17 protein-coding genes and 1 riboswitch are annotated in these 15,980 nt (G+C 49.7%); of the genes, 6 read left to right on the top strand and 11 right to left on the bottom strand.

Translation table 11 applies throughout. The features are described 5' to 3' along the window. Positions 1-13: 13 nt before the first annotated feature. Together NYE70_RS00510 and NYE70_RS00505 are read left to right on the top strand one after the other, a co-directional pair. A complete protein-coding gene (locus NYE70_RS00510) occupies positions 14-589 on the top strand; it encodes a GNAT family N-acetyltransferase (RefSeq protein WP_211025350.1) in 576 nt (191 codons plus the stop codon). After that, entirely contained in the window at positions 546-1,655 is a 1,110-nt protein-coding gene (locus NYE70_RS00505) for a YheC/YheD family endospore coat-associated protein (protein WP_341044666.1), read from the top strand. Before NYE70_RS00510 ends, NYE70_RS00505 begins: the two co-directional genes overlap by 44 nt. Positions 1,656-1,686: 31 nt before the next feature. Here NYE70_RS00505 and NYE70_RS00500 read toward each other — a convergent pair whose 3' ends face one another. Further along, entirely contained in the window at positions 1,687-2,385 is a 699-nt protein-coding gene (locus tag NYE70_RS00500; RefSeq protein ID WP_341044664.1) for an HAD family hydrolase, read from the bottom strand. Positions 2,386-2,555: 170 nt separating this feature from the next. Here NYE70_RS00500 and NYE70_RS00495 point away from each other — a divergent pair, with 170 nt between their 5' ends. Next, positions 2,556-3,104, top strand: coding sequence for a 5' nucleotidase, NT5C type (locus NYE70_RS00495; RefSeq protein ID WP_211025344.1), 549 nt, complete (start codon positions 2,556-2,558; stop codon positions 3,102-3,104). Positions 3,105-3,122: 18 nt separating this feature from the next. Here the strand turns inward: NYE70_RS00495 and NYE70_RS00490 are convergent, their stop codons facing one another. From NYE70_RS00490 to NYE70_RS00445, 10 genes are all read right to left on the bottom strand, one after another. Beyond that, on the bottom strand, positions 3,123-4,949 hold the full coding sequence (locus NYE70_RS00490; protein WP_211025341.1) for an APC family permease: 1,827 nt from the start codon (positions 4,947-4,949) through the stop codon (positions 3,123-3,125). Between the two features lie 159 nt (positions 4,950-5,108). Next, positions 5,109-5,299: riboswitch (cyclic di-AMP (ydaO/yuaA leader) on the bottom strand. A 251-nt stretch (positions 5,300-5,550) separates the two neighbouring features. Next, on the bottom strand, positions 5,551-6,366 hold the full coding sequence (gene pdxK, locus NYE70_RS00485; protein WP_290407521.1) for a pyridoxine/pyridoxal/pyridoxamine kinase: 816 nt from the start codon (positions 6,364-6,366) through the stop codon (positions 5,551-5,553). A gap of 167 nt (positions 6,367-6,533) precedes the next feature. Beyond that, complete coding sequence (locus NYE70_RS00480; protein WP_211025335.1) at positions 6,534-6,734, bottom strand: hypothetical protein; 201 nt, start codon at positions 6,732-6,734, stop codon at positions 6,534-6,536. A 159-nt stretch (positions 6,735-6,893) separates the two neighbouring features. Beyond that, entirely contained in the window at positions 6,894-7,463 is a 570-nt protein-coding gene (locus NYE70_RS00475) for a manganese catalase family protein (RefSeq protein ID WP_211025333.1), read from the bottom strand. A gap of 50 nt (positions 7,464-7,513) precedes the next feature. Continuing rightward, positions 7,514-7,789 carry a spore coat protein CotJB gene (locus NYE70_RS00470; RefSeq protein WP_211025331.1) on the bottom strand — a complete coding sequence of 92 codons (276 nt, stop codon included), beginning with the start codon at positions 7,787-7,789 and terminating at the stop codon, positions 7,514-7,516. 1 nt (position 7,790) lies between these two features. Further along, complete coding sequence (locus tag NYE70_RS00465; protein ID WP_211025328.1) at positions 7,791-8,012, bottom strand: spore coat associated protein CotJA; 222 nt, start codon at positions 8,010-8,012, stop codon at positions 7,791-7,793. Between the two features lie 171 nt (positions 8,013-8,183). Beyond that, a complete protein-coding gene (locus NYE70_RS00460) occupies positions 8,184-9,560 on the bottom strand; it encodes a hemolysin family protein (RefSeq protein ID WP_211025326.1) in 1,377 nt (458 codons plus the stop codon). A 17-nt stretch (positions 9,561-9,577) separates the two neighbouring features. Further along, entirely contained in the window at positions 9,578-10,714 is a 1,137-nt protein-coding gene (gene yfkAB / locus NYE70_RS00455; RefSeq protein ID WP_211025324.1) for a radical SAM/CxCxxxxC motif protein YfkAB, read from the bottom strand. Positions 10,715-10,799: 85 nt separating this feature from the next. Continuing rightward, positions 10,800-11,909: an HD-GYP domain-containing protein gene (locus NYE70_RS00450; RefSeq protein ID WP_211025321.1), complete on the bottom strand. Its 1,110-nt coding sequence runs from the start codon at positions 11,907-11,909 to the stop codon at positions 10,800-10,802. Positions 11,910-12,013: 104 nt separating this feature from the next. Continuing rightward, positions 12,014-13,456 carry a bifunctional metallophosphatase/5'-nucleotidase gene (locus NYE70_RS00445; protein ID WP_341044660.1) on the bottom strand — a complete coding sequence of 481 codons (1,443 nt, stop codon included), beginning with the start codon at positions 13,454-13,456 and terminating at the stop codon, positions 12,014-12,016. A gap of 325 nt (positions 13,457-13,781) precedes the next feature. On the opposite strand from NYE70_RS00445, the gene NYE70_RS00440 reads away from it, so the two are divergent. From NYE70_RS00440 to NYE70_RS00430, 3 genes are all read left to right on the top strand, one after another. Then, positions 13,782-14,516: a molybdenum cofactor biosynthesis protein gene (locus tag NYE70_RS00440; protein WP_290407525.1), complete on the top strand. Its 735-nt coding sequence runs from the start codon at positions 13,782-13,784 to the stop codon at positions 14,514-14,516. Between the two features lie 93 nt (positions 14,517-14,609). After that, the gene (locus NYE70_RS00435) at positions 14,610-15,656 is read left to right on the top strand and encodes an HD-GYP domain-containing protein (protein WP_211025315.1); all 1,047 of its coding nucleotides are present in this window, start codon (positions 14,610-14,612) and stop codon (positions 15,654-15,656) included. Between the two features lie 110 nt (positions 15,657-15,766). Further along, a complete protein-coding gene (locus tag NYE70_RS00430) occupies positions 15,767-15,970 on the top strand; it encodes a hypothetical protein (RefSeq protein ID WP_244861654.1) in 204 nt (67 codons plus the stop codon). Positions 15,971-15,980 lie beyond the last annotated feature (10 nt).

The raw sequence follows: 15,980 nt of genomic DNA, 5'->3' as shown, positions 1-15,980 counted from the left end.
AGGTGAATTCTGCATGGAAATTGCAGCTTGGCATCCCGGGAACAGGGTCGCCTGGGAGATAAAGCATGCGGAAATGTTGGCATTCGTGCATCGCTATGCTAGAAAGAGCATTCCCTCCGCGACCTTTCGTGCCCTTATGAAGCTGTCCGGCCGGGAAATGACTCTGCCCGGCTCTTCCCTCCTTCTGGCCATTCTCCAAACGGAGGATGGCCCCCGGGTCGCCGGGTTATCCTGCGTAACGAACTATGGCCGCGGAATCTGCCTTGTCGTCGTTCACCCGCTATACCGGGGTCGAGGGCTGGGATCCGCCCTGCTGAACCGGCAGCATGCCGTTCTTGGAAACCTGATATGCCGGGTAGCACCCGGCAACCTGTCCAGCCTGCAGATGTGTTTTCGCGCGGGGTTCAGCGCAAGTCGCCTAATTAAGTCTCAGACCGGGCGGGCCGAGCTTCTGCTGGAGAAAACTCATGGCTGCTCGCTGGATTCCGAGCTAATGTCGGATCTTGATTTTGCCAATCCATTCCCTGCAAAGAAGGTGATTCCTGATGACACAACCGGTCTTGGGCATTTTGACACTATATTTAAATGATAAAAAACACCTGGAAGAGCGGCATATTTATCAGCGTATGATCACAGAGGGGCAACGCCTTGGTCTTGATGTTTTTGTATTCACTCCGATGGATGTGGATGACAAAAAGGGCATTATCAACGCCCTGATTTACGATCCGAAGCAAAAGAAATGGTCGCGCAAATGGCGCAGCTTCCCGGAGCTTATCTTTGACCGCTGCCGGATTCAACGCAGCAAGCGGTTTGAACAGCTGTTAAGGTTCCGGGCGAAATACGGAAATATGACTTTTTTAAACCGTCCGCTGCGAAACAAGTGGACGATTTATCAGACGTTGTCCCGCAAGCCTGCGTTCCGCGGCAACCAGCCCGAGACGGTTTTGTTTCAAAGCGGGAGCGATGTTTTCAGGCTGTTGAAAAATCATTCCTCCGTCTATGTCAAGCCGATCAACGGTACCGGCGGCAGGGGGATTCTGCGGGTAGAACGGCTGGGAGGCGATATGTTCCTGATCCAGGGAAGGAGGCAGAGCCGGCAAATCATATCCGCACAGAAGCTGCATAAATCCAGGCTCGGCGCTTTCCTGATGAGCTGGAAAGGGAGCGGCCGCTTCATAGCGCAGCAAGGCATTCAAATCAAGCTGCCGAGCGGTCGGGTGCATGATTACCGCATGCTCGTGCAGAAGAACGGGCAAGGCCGCTGGGAAGTGACCGGCTGCGCCGGACGAATCGGTCCCGTTCGCAGCGTCACCTCCAACCTTCACGGCGGAGGCAAGGCGGCATCGATGAATGCTCTGCTCGGGCAGATTACTTCCAGTGAAGAGAAGCGCAAAGAAATCCGCCGTGCCGCAGAGAAGCTCAGCCTGGAAGTCGCCGCATATTTGGAAGCTACGTTCGGTGCTTTATGCGAGCTTGCACTGGACCTTGCGATTGAAAAAAGCGGGCGTATTTACGTCCTTGAAGTCAATCCCAAGCCTGCAAGGGAAGTATTCATCCAGACGGGGGATTTGGAATCTTACCGGAGAGCAATTGTAAGACCGCTGGAATACGCCCTATGGTTGCACAAACAAAAAACAGCCGCCCCTTCCTCATAGAGAGGAGGAGCGGCTTTATTTTTCCCTGAGATTATTCGGAGTCTTCCGCCTGGTCATAAAGCGTAACCAGTTCATTGAATGAAGTGATCAGCACATCCGAACCGGCCAATTCATATCCATTCCCGAACCCGGCATAGGCACAGCCGATCACGGTCTGGCCGTTCTTCTTGCCCGCTTCCACGTCGGACGAGCGGTCTCCGACCATCCAGGCGCTGGATACGCCATGGTTGTCCAGCAAAAGGCGGACAAGGTCTACCTTCGAAGCCGTCTGATGCTCGCCAGCGCTGTACATTCCTTCGAATAGCGGAGCGATCAAATGCGTTTCGGCGACGCCCTTCACGTAATGCTCCAGCCCGTTGCTGGCGACGAACAGCCTTACTCCCCGCCGGCTAAGCTGCTCCAGCGTTTCCTTAACTTCAGGATAAAGTTCAGTTGAATACTCTTTGAGTCCTGAGAGCTCCAGCTCCAGCAACAGTTCATCCGCACGGCGGTGAACCGCTTCGCTGCAGTCGGGAATGACCTTTCTCCAAATATCCTCCAGCAGCATACCGAGACAACTCAGCATCAGCTCTTCCGGAGGTGTCTCTCCCTCGTACATCTTCTCTTCCCTGAGCCGGTCGAACAGTTCATGATAGGCAGGGATAAGCAGTGTCTCTGTCTTAAACAGCGTCCCATCCATATCGAAAATCATAGCTTCGGGTTTCTGCAATTTCGTCTGGGTCGTCTCCATCTCCACATTCCTTCCTGTCTATATTTATAGCCCCATGATATGCCAATTGGCGATTACTTGCAAACCCTTGGGAGACGCCGAAGTTTGCCATTTCCCGAAGTGTCCATTACAATTACGTTTAAATTCAACTTAGATATCGAAAAAGTAACTGCCAGGGAGAAGTGCGAAGCATGAGCAAAAAAATAGTAGCCATCGACATGGATGACACGATCTGCCATCTCATACCGAAAGCGATTCATTATCATAATTTAATGTATCCCGATCTTCCGTTGACCATGGAGCAAATCATCAGCTTTGATCTTAGCGGCATTTGGCATCCTGCATGCACGGACGACATTTTCTTCGGCAGGCCCGGCCTGTACGAAGAGCTTGAAATTTTTGACGAGTATACGATTGAAGAGGTGAAGCGGATGACCGTCGATTACGACGTCATCGTCGTGACGGCCGCCCGCCCGGCATCGGTTCCGGAAAAATGGAGATGGCTGCAAATGCATATGCCTTTCATTCCATTCGATAACTTCTTCGTCGCCAAGCGCAAATACTTGCTTGATTTTGACTTGTTGATTGACGACGGCCCCCATAATCTGATCGCGGCCAAGGAAGCGGGCAAACAGACCATTATGATCCCCCGTCCTTGGAATGCGCCGGTTCAGCAGGACTTTATTCTAAAGGATTCATGGCAAGGCATGAACGAGCTGGTAGGGCAAATTCTGACTTGATGGTCAGATGAAAAGATCTTATTTTTTGAAATGATAAGGAACCGTGGTTACGATCAAATCCCTCCGGTATAGCAAAAAGGCGCGGATTAGCAAGCTGGACTGATTATGCAGGGCGTTATGCCACCGTTTCTTCGGTATGAATTGGGGAATCAGAACGGTTACCCGGAAATTCATTTCCTTGGCCTTATGCTCCACGGTATCGATGAACTTCGTCAGCGGCTGGATAATGCTCCGGTATTGGGAATACAGCGTAACCAGCCGAATTTCAGGGTGCCACTGGTTCCATTTCTCCTCAAATTGCTTTTCCGCCTCTTTATCGAACGCCACATATACAGCGATGATCTGATCCGGAGACAACGATTTCGCGTAATTCAGCGTATTTTCCACTACATGCGTAATTCCCGCTACGGGAATTACCATGACATTCCCCTCGATCGCTAGTGGCTGTTCGCATGTAGTGATCCGCAATTGATCCCCCACAGCTTCGTAATGACGGTTGATTTTATGAAATACATAAACGATCGCCGGCAAAAAGATTAACGCAGGCCAGACTTGCGGAAATTTCGTAATGAAAAAAATCATCATGACCGTAAAGCTGATTAAAGCCCCGATCGCGTTTATCGTTAATTTCAATCCCCAGCCCGCCGGTTTTTCCCGGAACCATTTCACAAGCATACCGGTTTGCGCCAGCGTAAACGGGATAAATACGCCTACCGCATAGAGCGGAATCAAATGCTCGGTCTGTCCTTTAAAAACGATGATCAGCAGGATTGAGGCCACCGCCAAAAAGACGATTCCGTTAGAATAACCGAGACGGTCTCCGCGAACGGTGAACATACGCGCGATATATTTGTCTTTCGCCAGGTTCACGGCCAAGAGCGGAAATGCCGAGTATCCGGTATTGGCGGCCAGCACCAGAATCATCGCGGTGATCCCTTGAATCAAATAATACATGATCCCCCGGCCGAAAGTAGCTGAAGCGATCTGGGACACGACGGTTTCCTCCGCTTTAGGAGAAATACCGTAATAATAAGCCAACGATACGATCCCCGTAAACAAAAGCGCCAGCAGAACGCCCATGGCAGCCAATGTTTTGGAGGCATTCTTGGGAGCCGGATCCTTGAAGTTAGGAATGGCGTTAGAAATCGCCTCGACACCTGTCAAAGCCGAACTCCCCGAGGCAAATGCCCGCAAGAGCAGGAACAGCGTAAGGCCTGTCACCGGTGTCCCCATCGGTGTATGCAGGTTGGCCGGAACTTCGCCCATTGCAATTTGATATAGTCCCGCCCCAATAGTGATAAATATAACAAGCACGAATAAGTAAACCGGATAAGCCAGGATGGAAGCCGATTCGGTAATACCGCGCAAATTGAGTACCGTGATAACAACCACTAAAAGGCATGCTATAAGTACGTTATGTGAATGCAGCGACGGAAAAGCTGAGGTGATCGCATCCGTCCCCGCAGAAATGCTGACCGCAACGGTTAAAATATAATCCACCAGCAGCGCGCCGCCGGCTAAAAGACCGGAGTTTACCCCCAAATTTTCCTTGGAAACAACATAGGCTCCTCCGCCATGCGGATAGGCATAAATCACTTGTCTGTAAGATAAAACGAGAGCCAGCAGCAGCACCAGAATTCCCGCGGCAATCGGGATGGAGTACCAGTAGGCGGCCGCGCCGAGCGTCATCAGGACGAGCAGAATCTGCTCCGGTCCGTAGGCTACGGAGGACAAGGCATCCGATGAAAGGATCGCCAGGGCTTTCGTTTTGTTTAATTTTTGTTCGCCGAGTGCGGTTGACTTCAGCGGCTGACCGATGAGCACTCTCTTGATTATCGAAAACATAGATGCAACACCACCGTGCTTTATTTTTTGCAAATTCAAAGGCTGATTATGATTAAATATTTTGGTAAATCGTCTCATTTGGAGACTTTTTGGACAGCAAAAAACCACAGAGGCAAGACCCCCTGCGGTCCATGAGTGCTTTACATGGGCACAGTATCATTCCTCTCTCGGACTACGCTTACGAGGTTAGCTGTCGGATTAGGGTGGCGAGAGTCACCCCTCCGCGGCATGTTCTGCATGACATGCTGCGGATTCACCCCTACCGTTCGTTTCGGCTGGCTTTGCCTGTTACGCCCGGCATTCGGTTCCCCCGTTTTCCCGTATTACGGGAAATTCAGCGAATCAAGAATATCAAATCCACGAATGAATATTACGCCTGCTCTCATTTTCTGTAAATCCCGAAATTTGCGTTGAATCGCTTCTATTTGTTGTAAAAGAGTACGATAAAACGCTTACTTCCATCACTTTCATTTATTATCCTTCATTATTGAGCCCGCATTAACGCGCAACATAAATCATCGTATTAATGCCGAATACAACAAAAAAAGACCGGCCTCCATTCCTGGAAACCGGCTTGTCCTGATTCATTCTATATGTCAGCCTACTCGCCGTTCAAACGGTATCCTCCATGGAATACCGGTCCCACATATTCGTTAAAGGCATACCCCGAACGAATGGCCGCCGTTACGAATTTTTTCGCTTTAACTACGGCTTCCTTTACAGTTAAGCCGCTGGCCAGTCCACCTGTTACGGCAGCCGCAAAAGTACAACCGGCTCCATGGTTATGTGCGGGTTCGATCTTTTCCGTCTCCAGAACCTCAAATTCCTCGCCGTCATAGAACAGGTCGATCGCTTTGTCGCCTTCCAAGGCTTTGCCGCCTTTAATGACTACGTAAGCCGCTCCGCGTTCATGAATGATCTTCGCTGCTTTCTTCATGTCATCCACGCTGGACAAACGCCCCAAACCGGAAAGCACACCGGCTTCGAACAAGTTTGGCGTAACAACCGTAGCAAGCGGTAGCAGCAAATCGCGAATCGCATCCGCGCTCTCCGGATTCAAAACTTCGTCTTCCCCTTTGCAGACCATGACCGGGTCGATGACCACATTTTGTTGGTTATGCTGCTTAATGCATTTCTCAACGACTTCTATAATAGGCACGCTGCCCAGCATCCCCGTCTTCATAGCTTGCACCGGGCCGCCCGCAAACACGGTCTTCAACTGCTCGGCCACCAGATTGGCGTCTATCGGGTACACGCTATGATGCCATCCGCGGTCCGGATCCATCGTAACAATGGTAGTCAATGCGCTGAGTCCGTAAGTTCCGTATTCTTCAAATGTTTTCAAGTCTGCCTGTATCCCCGCGCCGCCGCTGGAGTCACTGCCGGCAATAGTTAGCGTTTTAAGAATGGTTGACATGATCAAATGCTCCTTTACGAAAAACTAAAGTGCTTCCGGCCTCTATTGTAGCATTATTTTCAGAAACTCAGTGAATTATTTACGCATTTACATAGCCCGGAAACAAAAAAAGTATGGAGCAAGTAATCCTTGCTCCATACTTTCCACTGATATGGTCTATAGCCAGCTTATTTCACGACGATCTGGTTTGCGGCATCGATTCTTTCCTGGGATGCGTTGAAGCATTTCTTGCAGACTTTAAGAGCCTGACCGGAACTGCTCATCTTCGTATAAAGCAGTTTAATCCGCGTGCTTCTGCATACGGGGCATGTCCCCCGGCCTCTGGAAGGAAGAATCCACAAAGCTTTCCCCCGCTTTGATTTAGACATAAGAAATCACCTTCGCCTCTATGTTATTTGCTTGTTTTTCTATGTATATCGGGAAGGCCGGCCGAACATGCCTAAATATTTCCGGTCCTTCCCTATATCATTCCGAATTCCGTAACCAAATTTAACTGTTAAGTGTCTAAACAAGAACATCCGCTTGGCTTAAAAAATCTTCTTATGCTCCCGGTCATCCTTCAAAATCTCCACCGCTTCGCGGAAGCGCAGTGAGTGGATGATTTCACGCTCGCGCAGGAACTTCAGGCCGTCTTGCAGATCAACGTCATCCGTCATATCGATCAGCCACTGGTATGTAGCCCGAGCTTTCTCCTCAGCCGCAATATCTTCATACAAGTCGGCGATCGGATCGCCTTTCGCCTGGATGTAAGTGGCCGTCCACGGAACTCCCCCGGCGTTTTGGTAATACAGGGCCTTATCATGGTTTACATAATAAGCTCCCATGCCCGCCGCCTCCAGTTCCTCTACCGTCGCGTCCTTGGTCAGTTTGTAAATCATGGTGGCGATCATTTCCAGATGGGCGAATTCCTCGGTTCCGATATCATTAAGCAGCCCGATCACTTTATCGGGTATAGTGTACCGCTGATTTAAGTAACGAAGCGCAGCGGACAATTCGCCGTCCGCACCCCCGTATTGCTCCGCCAAATATTTGGCCATTCGGATATCACATTTACCCACGCGAACCGGATATTGCAGTTTCTTCTCATATATCCACATTGCTTCGCATTACCTCCTTTAGATTATCGTTAAGAGGGCTGGCAGGTAGTTTATACCTGCCAGGGCCATGGGGCCTGTGACCATTCCCATGGATACTTTGAATAAGCGCGTCCGAAATTCTGCAGCGGCCCATAGAGCTGCTGAAAATGGTTGGCCAACTGTGTCCTTTCCTGGGTCAACTGGTTGAACTGCTGAATCGAGGCCAAGTCATCCGGGTGAGTATCGAGAAAAAGATTCAGCTCAACCAGGACGAAATCCAGCGCCTGCAGTTTTTCCAACAGTTCATAATACTCGGGATCACAATGCGGTTTCGATGTGGAACTCATTTTAACACCGTCCTTTTCCCCATTTGGATTCATAGGGGCTGTACAATGCCGGCCACAGCGTGCCATGCCTTAATGCTTCTTGCGGAGAGAATTGCGGGAGATTCAGCGGTTGAAAGCACATATATAAGTGCGGAGGTGTGCTGTATGTTTTACAGGTAATAGGCGGGCATGGATCAAAGGGACCGATAAACGGGGCAAAAGAATGCTCATTGGGAAAGCTCAATCTTGGTTCCTCCTTTATGAAATTCCCTTATGCAAAGGACTACCTGGTCCCCTGCATCCTCATCATTAACATATGACGTTCGCCCAATTTATGAACCCGATTTCGTGATAAAACGCAAAAAAACGTCAGGCCTTGTATGATGCCAAGCCTGACGTTCTTATTATTTATGTTCTAAGTTCCGGGTTTAAGTTCATCCTCGGATATGGGTTCAGGTGCTTTTTGCTTACTGATTTTCACCCGTGTGATTCGCAATCGCCCTGATTCGGCGACTTCAAAGGTTATATTATCTACGACTTTCTTCTTGCCTTTCGCCGGAGCGCCTTCCAGCTCCTTAAACAGCCAGCCTCCGACGGAATCGACCTCATCGTCTTCGATATCGATGCCCATCAAATCGTTTACGTCTTCGAGAAGAGTTCTTCCGTCAACGGAGTACACGCCCTCGCCCAGCTTCTCGATTTCGGGACGTTCGTCCTCAAACTCGTCATGAAGATCGCCGACGATCTCCTCCAAAATGACCTCGACCGTCAACAGACCGGCCGTTCCCCCGTATTCATCGACAACCAGTGTCAACTGGGAGTGCTTTTTCTGCATCAGCCGGAGCACATGGCTGACTTCCATAGACTCGGGCACATTCAGGATCGGGCGAACCATTTCCGCCAGATTAAGCGGGCGTCCGGCTTCGGGGAGCAGCAGGTCCGTAATATGGACAAAACCGATGATCTGATCTTTATCCTCCACGGCCACCGGATAACGCGAATGCTTCGTCTCCGCCACAATCTTCATATTCTCTTCCCAAGTCAGATTGGTATATAGGCAATCCATATCGGTCCGGGGCAGCATGACCTCGCGGGCCAACATATCGGAGAAGTCAAAAATATTGTCCATCAGCTTCATTTCATCCTTATCGATGACCCCGCTCTTGGCGCTCTGGTTCATCAGGATGCGAATTTCCTCTTCGGAGTGGGCTGCCTCTCCTTCGCCCGCCGGTTCAATTCCGATCATCCGCAGCAAGCCGTTTGCCGCCGAGTTCAGCAACCAGATGACCGGCAGGAACACCTTGTAAAAGTACAACAACGGTGCGGATAACCAAAGCGAAGTACCTTCCGATTTCCGGATCGCGAGCGATTTCGGAGCAAGCTCACCGATGACAATATGTAGAAACGTAATAATCGCAAACCCGATCGCAACCGATACGGTCGAGATCAGCGTAGGATCGCTTACGCCCATTTTGTGCATTAACGGCTCAATGAGCAGTTCGGAAACGGCCGGCTCCCCGACCCAGCCTAGTCCAAGCGAGGCCAGCGTAATACCGAGCTGGGTAGCCGACAAATAGGCATCCAGCTTCTTGTTGACCCGAAGGGCGTATACGGCGCGCTTGTTTCCTTCACTGACGAGTTGGGTCAGTCGGGATTGACGCACTTTAACAAGCGAAAACTCCGCAGCAACAAAGAAACCGTTCAGGAAAACCAGAACGAACACGATGAATAGATTCAAAAACAATCGGCCGAACTCAATTTCAGTGTGAGCGTTTGTTATGGCGTAGTGCATGTAAAATGCCCTCTTTCCTATAGTGTGATCGCTTTACGGGACTTGAAATCGATGTCTTTGTAATACATGTCGGCGACAAGCAAATTCGGCCCGCAGCAACCCGCCGCATCGCAGTGGCAGTTTACTTTTTGATTCATAGGGTGGTTGTTCAGCCATTCGGCAAAAATGTCATCCAGTCGCATGTCCCGCACATTGCCAAAAGCCGGAATGGCCGCAAAATCGGTCACATACACATCTCCGGTAAACATATTGACATTAACCCGATTTCGCCCGTCAGGATCATTCCTCACCGTTACGTTGGGTTCCTGACGCAAGCGGCGCAGCAGTTTGGCATCCTCCCCCTCGCCGTTACAGGCGAAGAAAGGAAGCGTTCCGAACAGCATCCACAGATCGGGATCCCGTGCGTCAAGGAGAGAATGAATGGCGGTTCGCATATCCTCAAGAGGCAGAACCGGCAAGCCCTCGGCAAAATCAGCCGCATACATCGGGTGGACCTCATGACGCTGACAGCCCATCTCCCGAATCAGCCGATGAATTTGCGGCAGCTTGTCATGAGTACGGTAGTTAATCATCGACTCGGCCGAAATGAACATGCCCGCTTCGCTTAGCTTCTGACTATTTTCAATCATTTTGAAATACATTCTCTTGGCGACTTCCTCTTGTACGGGATGGCCGCTGCGGGCAAATCCGACCTCGTGAAAGTCACGCTCGCTGGTATAGTTGAACGATATGTGCATGACATCCAGGTAAGGCAGAAGCTTCTCATACCGTTCGTAATCCAGCGTCAAATTGGAATTGATTTGCGAGCGCACCCCTCTTGCCTTGGCATATTGCAGCAAAGGAACAATAACCTCATCGACCGTCTGCTTACGGAAGGTAGGCTCCCCGCCGGTGATGCTGATCGTCCGCAAATTCTCCACCTGATCCAATGAATTCAACATGACGGACAAAGGGATCTGTTCCGGTTCCTTTAACATGAGGCTGTCGCCGACTGCGCAGTGCTCACATCGCATATTGCACAGATTGGTAACCGTCATTTCCACGCTTGTCAGTACATGCCGGCCAAATTCACGCAGCGACACGATCGGATCCCAGGGGTCATAGCTCGGTGTGATTTCGATTTCTCTATCCGTTTTATAATTCTCTATTTTCATCATTTACTCACCTTATTTCTTTTATTAACCTAAAAAAGAAGAAAATGCACCTCATCGGTGCAGAATCCCCATTTAGGCAGTCCCCTCAAGAGACCGACTCCTCAGTTTTAAATTCCATTCCGTCCACTTTGGTAATAACAATAGATAATTGATTTTTCAGGTCCACATCGTAAGGAGACTTTAATTCCGCACCGAGGGGATCCTCCAGAATACGAATGACCGGGCGATGCGGAATGTCCTTATGTATCTTCACCACTACGCCTTTCTCACCCGTATTAAGTGTCACCGTCATCCCGAGCGGATAAATCGCCACATGATCCCGGAACAACTCCAGCTTCGATTTTTCATACCATTCCCCGCATCCCGTATAAAGCACTTCAAGCGCCTGATGGGGCAGCATCGCCGGCCGGTATACCCGGTGGGTGGTCATGGCATCGTAGGCGTCAGTAATGGCGATCCAACGGGCAAATTCGGATATTTCATCGCCCTTAAGCCCCCGGGGATAACCCTCGCCGTTGATACGTTCATGATGCTGATATGCGCAGTGCGCCGATTTGAGCGGAATTCCCGGCTCGTCCTTGAGCATTTGGAAACCGATCTGCGTATGCTGTTTGATTTGATTGAATTCCGCTTCGCTCAATTTGGAAGGTTTGTTTAATAGCTCAATGGGCAGTTTGGTCTTACCGATATCATGAAGCATGGCCCCAAGTCCAAGCAGGGTCAGCTCTTCTTTGCTATATCCGTGGATTTGTCCGAGCAATAGCGTATAGACGCAAACATTAAGCGAGTGCCGGTACAAATACTGATCCATACTGTTGATATTCATCATCATAATCATGGCATCTTCCCTGGAACTAAGATCATCCATGATGGATTCCACCAGACCTGTGAAGGCCTTGCCCAAAAAAGGATATACGATCCCTTTAACCGAAGGCTCCGTCAATTTACGGAAGCTGGTCCGGATTTCCTGAAGCGCACGACGGCGCGTCTCATCTTCGATCATATCCTGAATGACGACATCATCGGTCCGCGAATCGGCCACATAGACAAAATCCAACCCGTGCAAACGCAGCCGGCGAATAACCGCTTCGCTCAGCTCCGCATTTTCCGACAGCAATATGATTCCTTCCTCGTTATATATCTTCTTTCCAAGTTTCATTCCGGGCTTCAAAGAGCTCACTGGTATCAGCCGCAAAAAACCACTTCCGTCTCTCATTGTTTGCTGTAAACATAGGATGTATTTGACTATCTTTTATTATTATAGAATACAATGGATCAGCCGGGAATGCATCTTCCGTATTACACTCCGTTTTTTTTCCATCTTGAAAGAAAGCTGTCTTCCACAGCCCCCGCTGTTTGGAGCTCCATTTTCAACAGATCCCGTAAAAAATCGGGCAGCATATACTGTCTTTCCTCCCCGTTCTTTAACCGTTCATAACCAATGCCAAACGTAAACATATCCAGCGTACCGACGTCATAGTCCTTATCGGGTGAGATCGGCACCCCTTGGACGCTGGCCTGTATAATTTTGTCGAACGGCGCTCCGGACGGGTCATATAAAATATCCATGCCATCCACGCAGATCCCGCCAAGCACCTTGCCCCGAAAGCCGAACCCGTAAATCGCCCGATCCGTCATCTCGCTTAGAAGGGATTCCTCCAGAGTATAAAGGATATCCGCTCCCTTCAGCTTCATCCGGCAGGGATTGATCGGAGACGGGCACCGTTCATGCAGCATTCCCTCGCTGATTTCACCTTTGGGAAGATCCATCAGCAGCTGGCCGCTGTTAATGATCGACAGTTCGCTCCCCGTGTATCGTCTGACCGCCTGTGCCAGCAAATTTCCGAATGGCGATTCCGATGTATAGTCAATCGGCAGCTCCCGCTCCGTGACCGCAACAGTCCGATCCATTCTCCGTTTCGCGCCTTCTTGGTGAATAGAGATAGCTTTCAGCACACGCTCGCTCTCTTCCCCGTTCTCCACGGCTACACAGCGTCCCTCGACAACAACAGGTTTTCCGTCCGTCGTGTTTTTGCGAAATGAGATATGACCTAGATACCGCCCGAACTTTCCAGCGGCCGTAATCATCGTCGTCCCGATTCTAAGCGGCTCCTCCAGCAAATGATGCGTATGCCCCCCAATAATCAGGTCGATGCCTGGTACGCTCTTTGCAAGCTCTTCGTCGAGCTTTATTCCCAAATGGGACATAACGATGATCAGATCGACCTGATCGCGCAATCGCGTTACCGAATCGGCAATGGTCGTTCTCGGGTCAAGCGCTTCAAGTCCCAGCAATTCGTAAAATTCGGGATAAGAGGCCGTCGCTCCAATTAAGCCGATCGTCATCCCGCTCCGCCGGACAATCAAATGCTCCTTCATCCACTTCGGAGGCTTTCCGGTATCCAGTTCACGAATGTTTCCGCAAATTACGGGACAGGTCAAACCGGCATAAGCCTGTTCCAGCAATTCTGGAGTAAAGGTCAATCCTTCATTATTTCCTATCGTGATCGCGTCATATCCGGTCAGATTAAGCACATCCACATTAGCTTGTCCCATCGTTCCTTCCGTTTCGGGAGCCGCCCTGTCCATATGATCGCCGATGTCCAGCAGCAATACGGAAGTTTGAGGTGTGGCGCGAAGTTCATCGACCATAGCGGCAATGCGACCCATAGCGCCGAAATGGCTGTGCAAATCATTGGTATATACAATCATTAACGTTTCCTGGTCCGTCTCCGGCTGCATGGCCCTTCCTCCTTATAAAGTGCACCTACTGAATCCGCGCGATATTAGATGAACTTAAGAATGTGATGCTGGCAAGGTAGTAAAATGATTCCGAAGAAGCGGAGCGTTCGCCTTTGATTCCGGATTTCTGCATTATCCGATCTTATAAGATCAAGAAATCTGGAATCAACAGCGATTGTAGGAACATTTTACGGACTTGCCCCACATCCATTTCAATAGCTCATCTTATTTAATTATAAAGAATATTATATACCTTAAATTTATATGTTGTCTTCTTTATATGATATATTAGAATGGTTTCAATACCATTCCGAGGTGAAGTAAAATGATAATCAACATTTCGCTATTTGCAGGCCTTGCCGACCGGATCGGAACGTCAAGCCTTGAATTTAATTGTGAAGTAGCCGAACTGAACGCCGATCTCCTGAAGCAGCTCCTCTCCGAGGCTTATCCTGATGCCGCTTCGCTGATCGCTGTTTCCTTCGTTGCGGTCAATCAGGAATATGCCGCAGGCGCGTCCCCGATTACCGAAAAAGACGAAGTAGCGCTCATTCCCCCCGTTTCCGGCGGCGAACCCGTATCCGGATCCCGGAGACATGAGAGTGAAGATGGACTATATGCAATTACGGACGAGGAACTCTCCGTGGACGCGGTGACCGCGAAGGTCATTACCGCAGACCATGGAGCAACCCTGACTTTCACCGGTACAACGCGTGAAATGACCGGGGATCGCCGCACCGTACATTTGGAATACGAGGCTTATATCCCTATGGCATTGTCCAAGCTCCGGCAAATCGGCAGCGAAATCGGCGAAAAATGGCCCGGTACCCGCTGTGCGATCACGCACCGGATCGGTCTCGTCGGAATCGCCGAAGCGAGCGTAATCATCGCCGTATCTTCCCCCCACCGGGCCGGCTGCTATGAAGCAAGCCGTTACGCCATCGAACGTCTGAAACAGATCGTACCTATTTGGAAAAAAGAATCCTGGGAAGACGGTACCGAATGGAAGGGTCACGGACTGGGACCTTGGGACCCATCGGCTCCGGGAGAGCTCTCCTAAGTAACCGGATCGCAAGTCCTGAATTAGCATTGTCAATCCATTTATTCCCTGTTATGATGAAAGAAACTTCAGAATAACGAGGTGTCATCTTCCTTGAAAGTACACATTATGGATCTCAGTCCCGGCGACCGTTTAGAATCCGATGTTTTCAATCAATTTGGGGTACTAGTTCTTCAGCAGGAAAAAGAATTAACAAGTGATGCAATCGTAAAACTCATGCAGCATGGCATTGATTACGTAGATGTCGTACCCTTTACACCTCAAGTTCAAATCCCCGTAGCTCAATCGTTTTCGGAGAGTGTCCAGAAAGTTAAACCCTACTTCGATAACGCGGTTGACGGATTTGAATCGATTTTCCTGGAAGCGCTAACTACAGGCGCCTTTGAAGATAAACAGGTCGACGAGTTGCTTGAGCCCATGGTCGAACAGCTGGTTGTCCAAAAAGACGTGGTATCTCTGCTGTTGATGCTGAACGACAGTGACAATTATACATATAATCATTCCATGCAGGTTGGAATGCTATCTTATTATATCGCCTCCTGGCTTGGTTATCCCAAAGAGGAAGCCTATGCGGCGGGTAAGGCCGGTTATTTAATCGACATCGGCAAAAGCAAGATCCCTCAAGACATTTTACATAAACCCGGTAAGCTGACGCCTGAAGAATTCGATGAGGTCAAGCGGCATACCACTTACGGACACGATATTATATTGAAATCGACCGGCGACGAATTGTCGGCACTCGTAGCGCTGCAGCATCATGAGCGTGATGACGGAAGCGGCTATCCTAAGGGTCTTACGGAAAAGGAGATCCACCCCTTCGCCAAGATTGCGGCCGTAGCGGACGTATACAGCGCCATGACCTCCAATCGGGTGTACCAGTCGAAGCAGGAGCTGCTGTCCGTTCTGCGGGAATTGAACAGTCTCAGCTTCGGCAAACTGAGTCCGGAACCGACCCAAGCACTGATCAATCACTTACTTCCTAATTTTATCGGCAAAAGAGTACTGCTCAGCTCCGGAGAAGTCGGCTCCATCGTTATGACCAATCAGTCCGATTTCTTCAGACCGCTCGTCCAGACCGATTCCCGTTTCGTCGATTTGTCCAAAGAGCGGGATACCGCGATTGCGGAAGTTTACTTGTAATATTGAGGCCTCTCATATACAAAAAATGTCTTCATAATTTTCAAAACTGGTTTAGTTTCACACCTTAACTACCGATATAGTATGAAGGCAGATTTAGAAGGGTGGCTTAAATGGGTAACATGCATGAACTAAAAATGGCAGTAACCTTGGAACACCAAGTTGTACTAACGCTGGAAGACGGGAATTCCATCGTGGGTTTACCTAAATGGGGGCGTAAACCGGAAAAGGTTCAGATCAGAACCATTGATGGCGCTGCTTGGGTAATGTTGGACGAAATTAAACATGTAACACGGATTATTCCGTTGCAATTCTAGCTACTCAGGA

Source organism: Paenibacillus sp. FSL R5-0407, assembly GCF_038009185.1.
Lineage (GTDB): Bacteria > Bacillota > Bacilli > Paenibacillales > Paenibacillaceae > Fontibacillus > Fontibacillus vini.
This window is presented reverse-complemented; position numbering and strand designations above follow the sequence as displayed.

Bases quoted from the DNA above. Each gene is read 5' to 3' on its own strand.
- NYE70_RS00505 (WP_341044666.1), top strand. From the start codon at position 546: ATGACACAACCGGTCTTGGGCATTTTGACACTATATTTAAATGATAAA.
- NYE70_RS00500 (WP_341044664.1), bottom strand. From the start codon at position 2,385: ATGGAGACGACCCAGACGAAATTGCAGAAACCCGAAGCTATGATTTTC.
- NYE70_RS00510 (WP_211025350.1), top strand. From the start codon at position 14: ATGGAAATTGCAGCTTGGCATCCCGGGAACAGGGTCGCCTGGGAGATA.
- NYE70_RS00460 (WP_211025326.1), bottom strand. From the start codon at position 9,560: ATGCACTACGCCATAACAAACGCTCACACTGAAATTGAGTTCGGCCGA.
- NYE70_RS00470 (WP_211025331.1), bottom strand. From the start codon at position 7,789: ATGAGTTCCACATCGAAACCGCATTGTGATCCCGAGTATTATGAACTG.
- NYE70_RS00430 (WP_244861654.1), top strand. From the start codon at position 15,767: ATGGGTAACATGCATGAACTAAAAATGGCAGTAACCTTGGAACACCAA.
- NYE70_RS00480 (WP_211025335.1), bottom strand. From the start codon at position 6,734: ATGTCTAAATCAAAGCGGGGGAAAGCTTTGTGGATTCTTCCTTCCAGA.
- pdxK (WP_290407521.1), bottom strand. From the start codon at position 6,366: ATGTCAACCATTCTTAAAACGCTAACTATTGCCGGCAGTGACTCCAGC.
- yfkAB (WP_211025324.1), bottom strand. From the start codon at position 10,714: ATGAAAATAGAGAATTATAAAACGGATAGAGAAATCGAAATCACACCG.
- NYE70_RS00495 (WP_211025344.1), top strand. From the start codon at position 2,556: ATGAGCAAAAAAATAGTAGCCATCGACATGGATGACACGATCTGCCAT.
- NYE70_RS00490 (WP_211025341.1), bottom strand. From the start codon at position 4,949: ATGTTTTCGATAATCAAGAGAGTGCTCATCGGTCAGCCGCTGAAGTCA.
- NYE70_RS00445 (WP_341044660.1), bottom strand. From the start codon at position 13,456: ATGCAGCCGGAGACGGACCAGGAAACGTTAATGATTGTATATACCAAT.
- NYE70_RS00440 (WP_290407525.1), top strand. From the start codon at position 13,782: ATGATAATCAACATTTCGCTATTTGCAGGCCTTGCCGACCGGATCGGA.
- NYE70_RS00475 (WP_211025333.1), bottom strand. From the start codon at position 7,463: ATGTGGATATATGAGAAGAAACTGCAATATCCGGTTCGCGTGGGTAAA.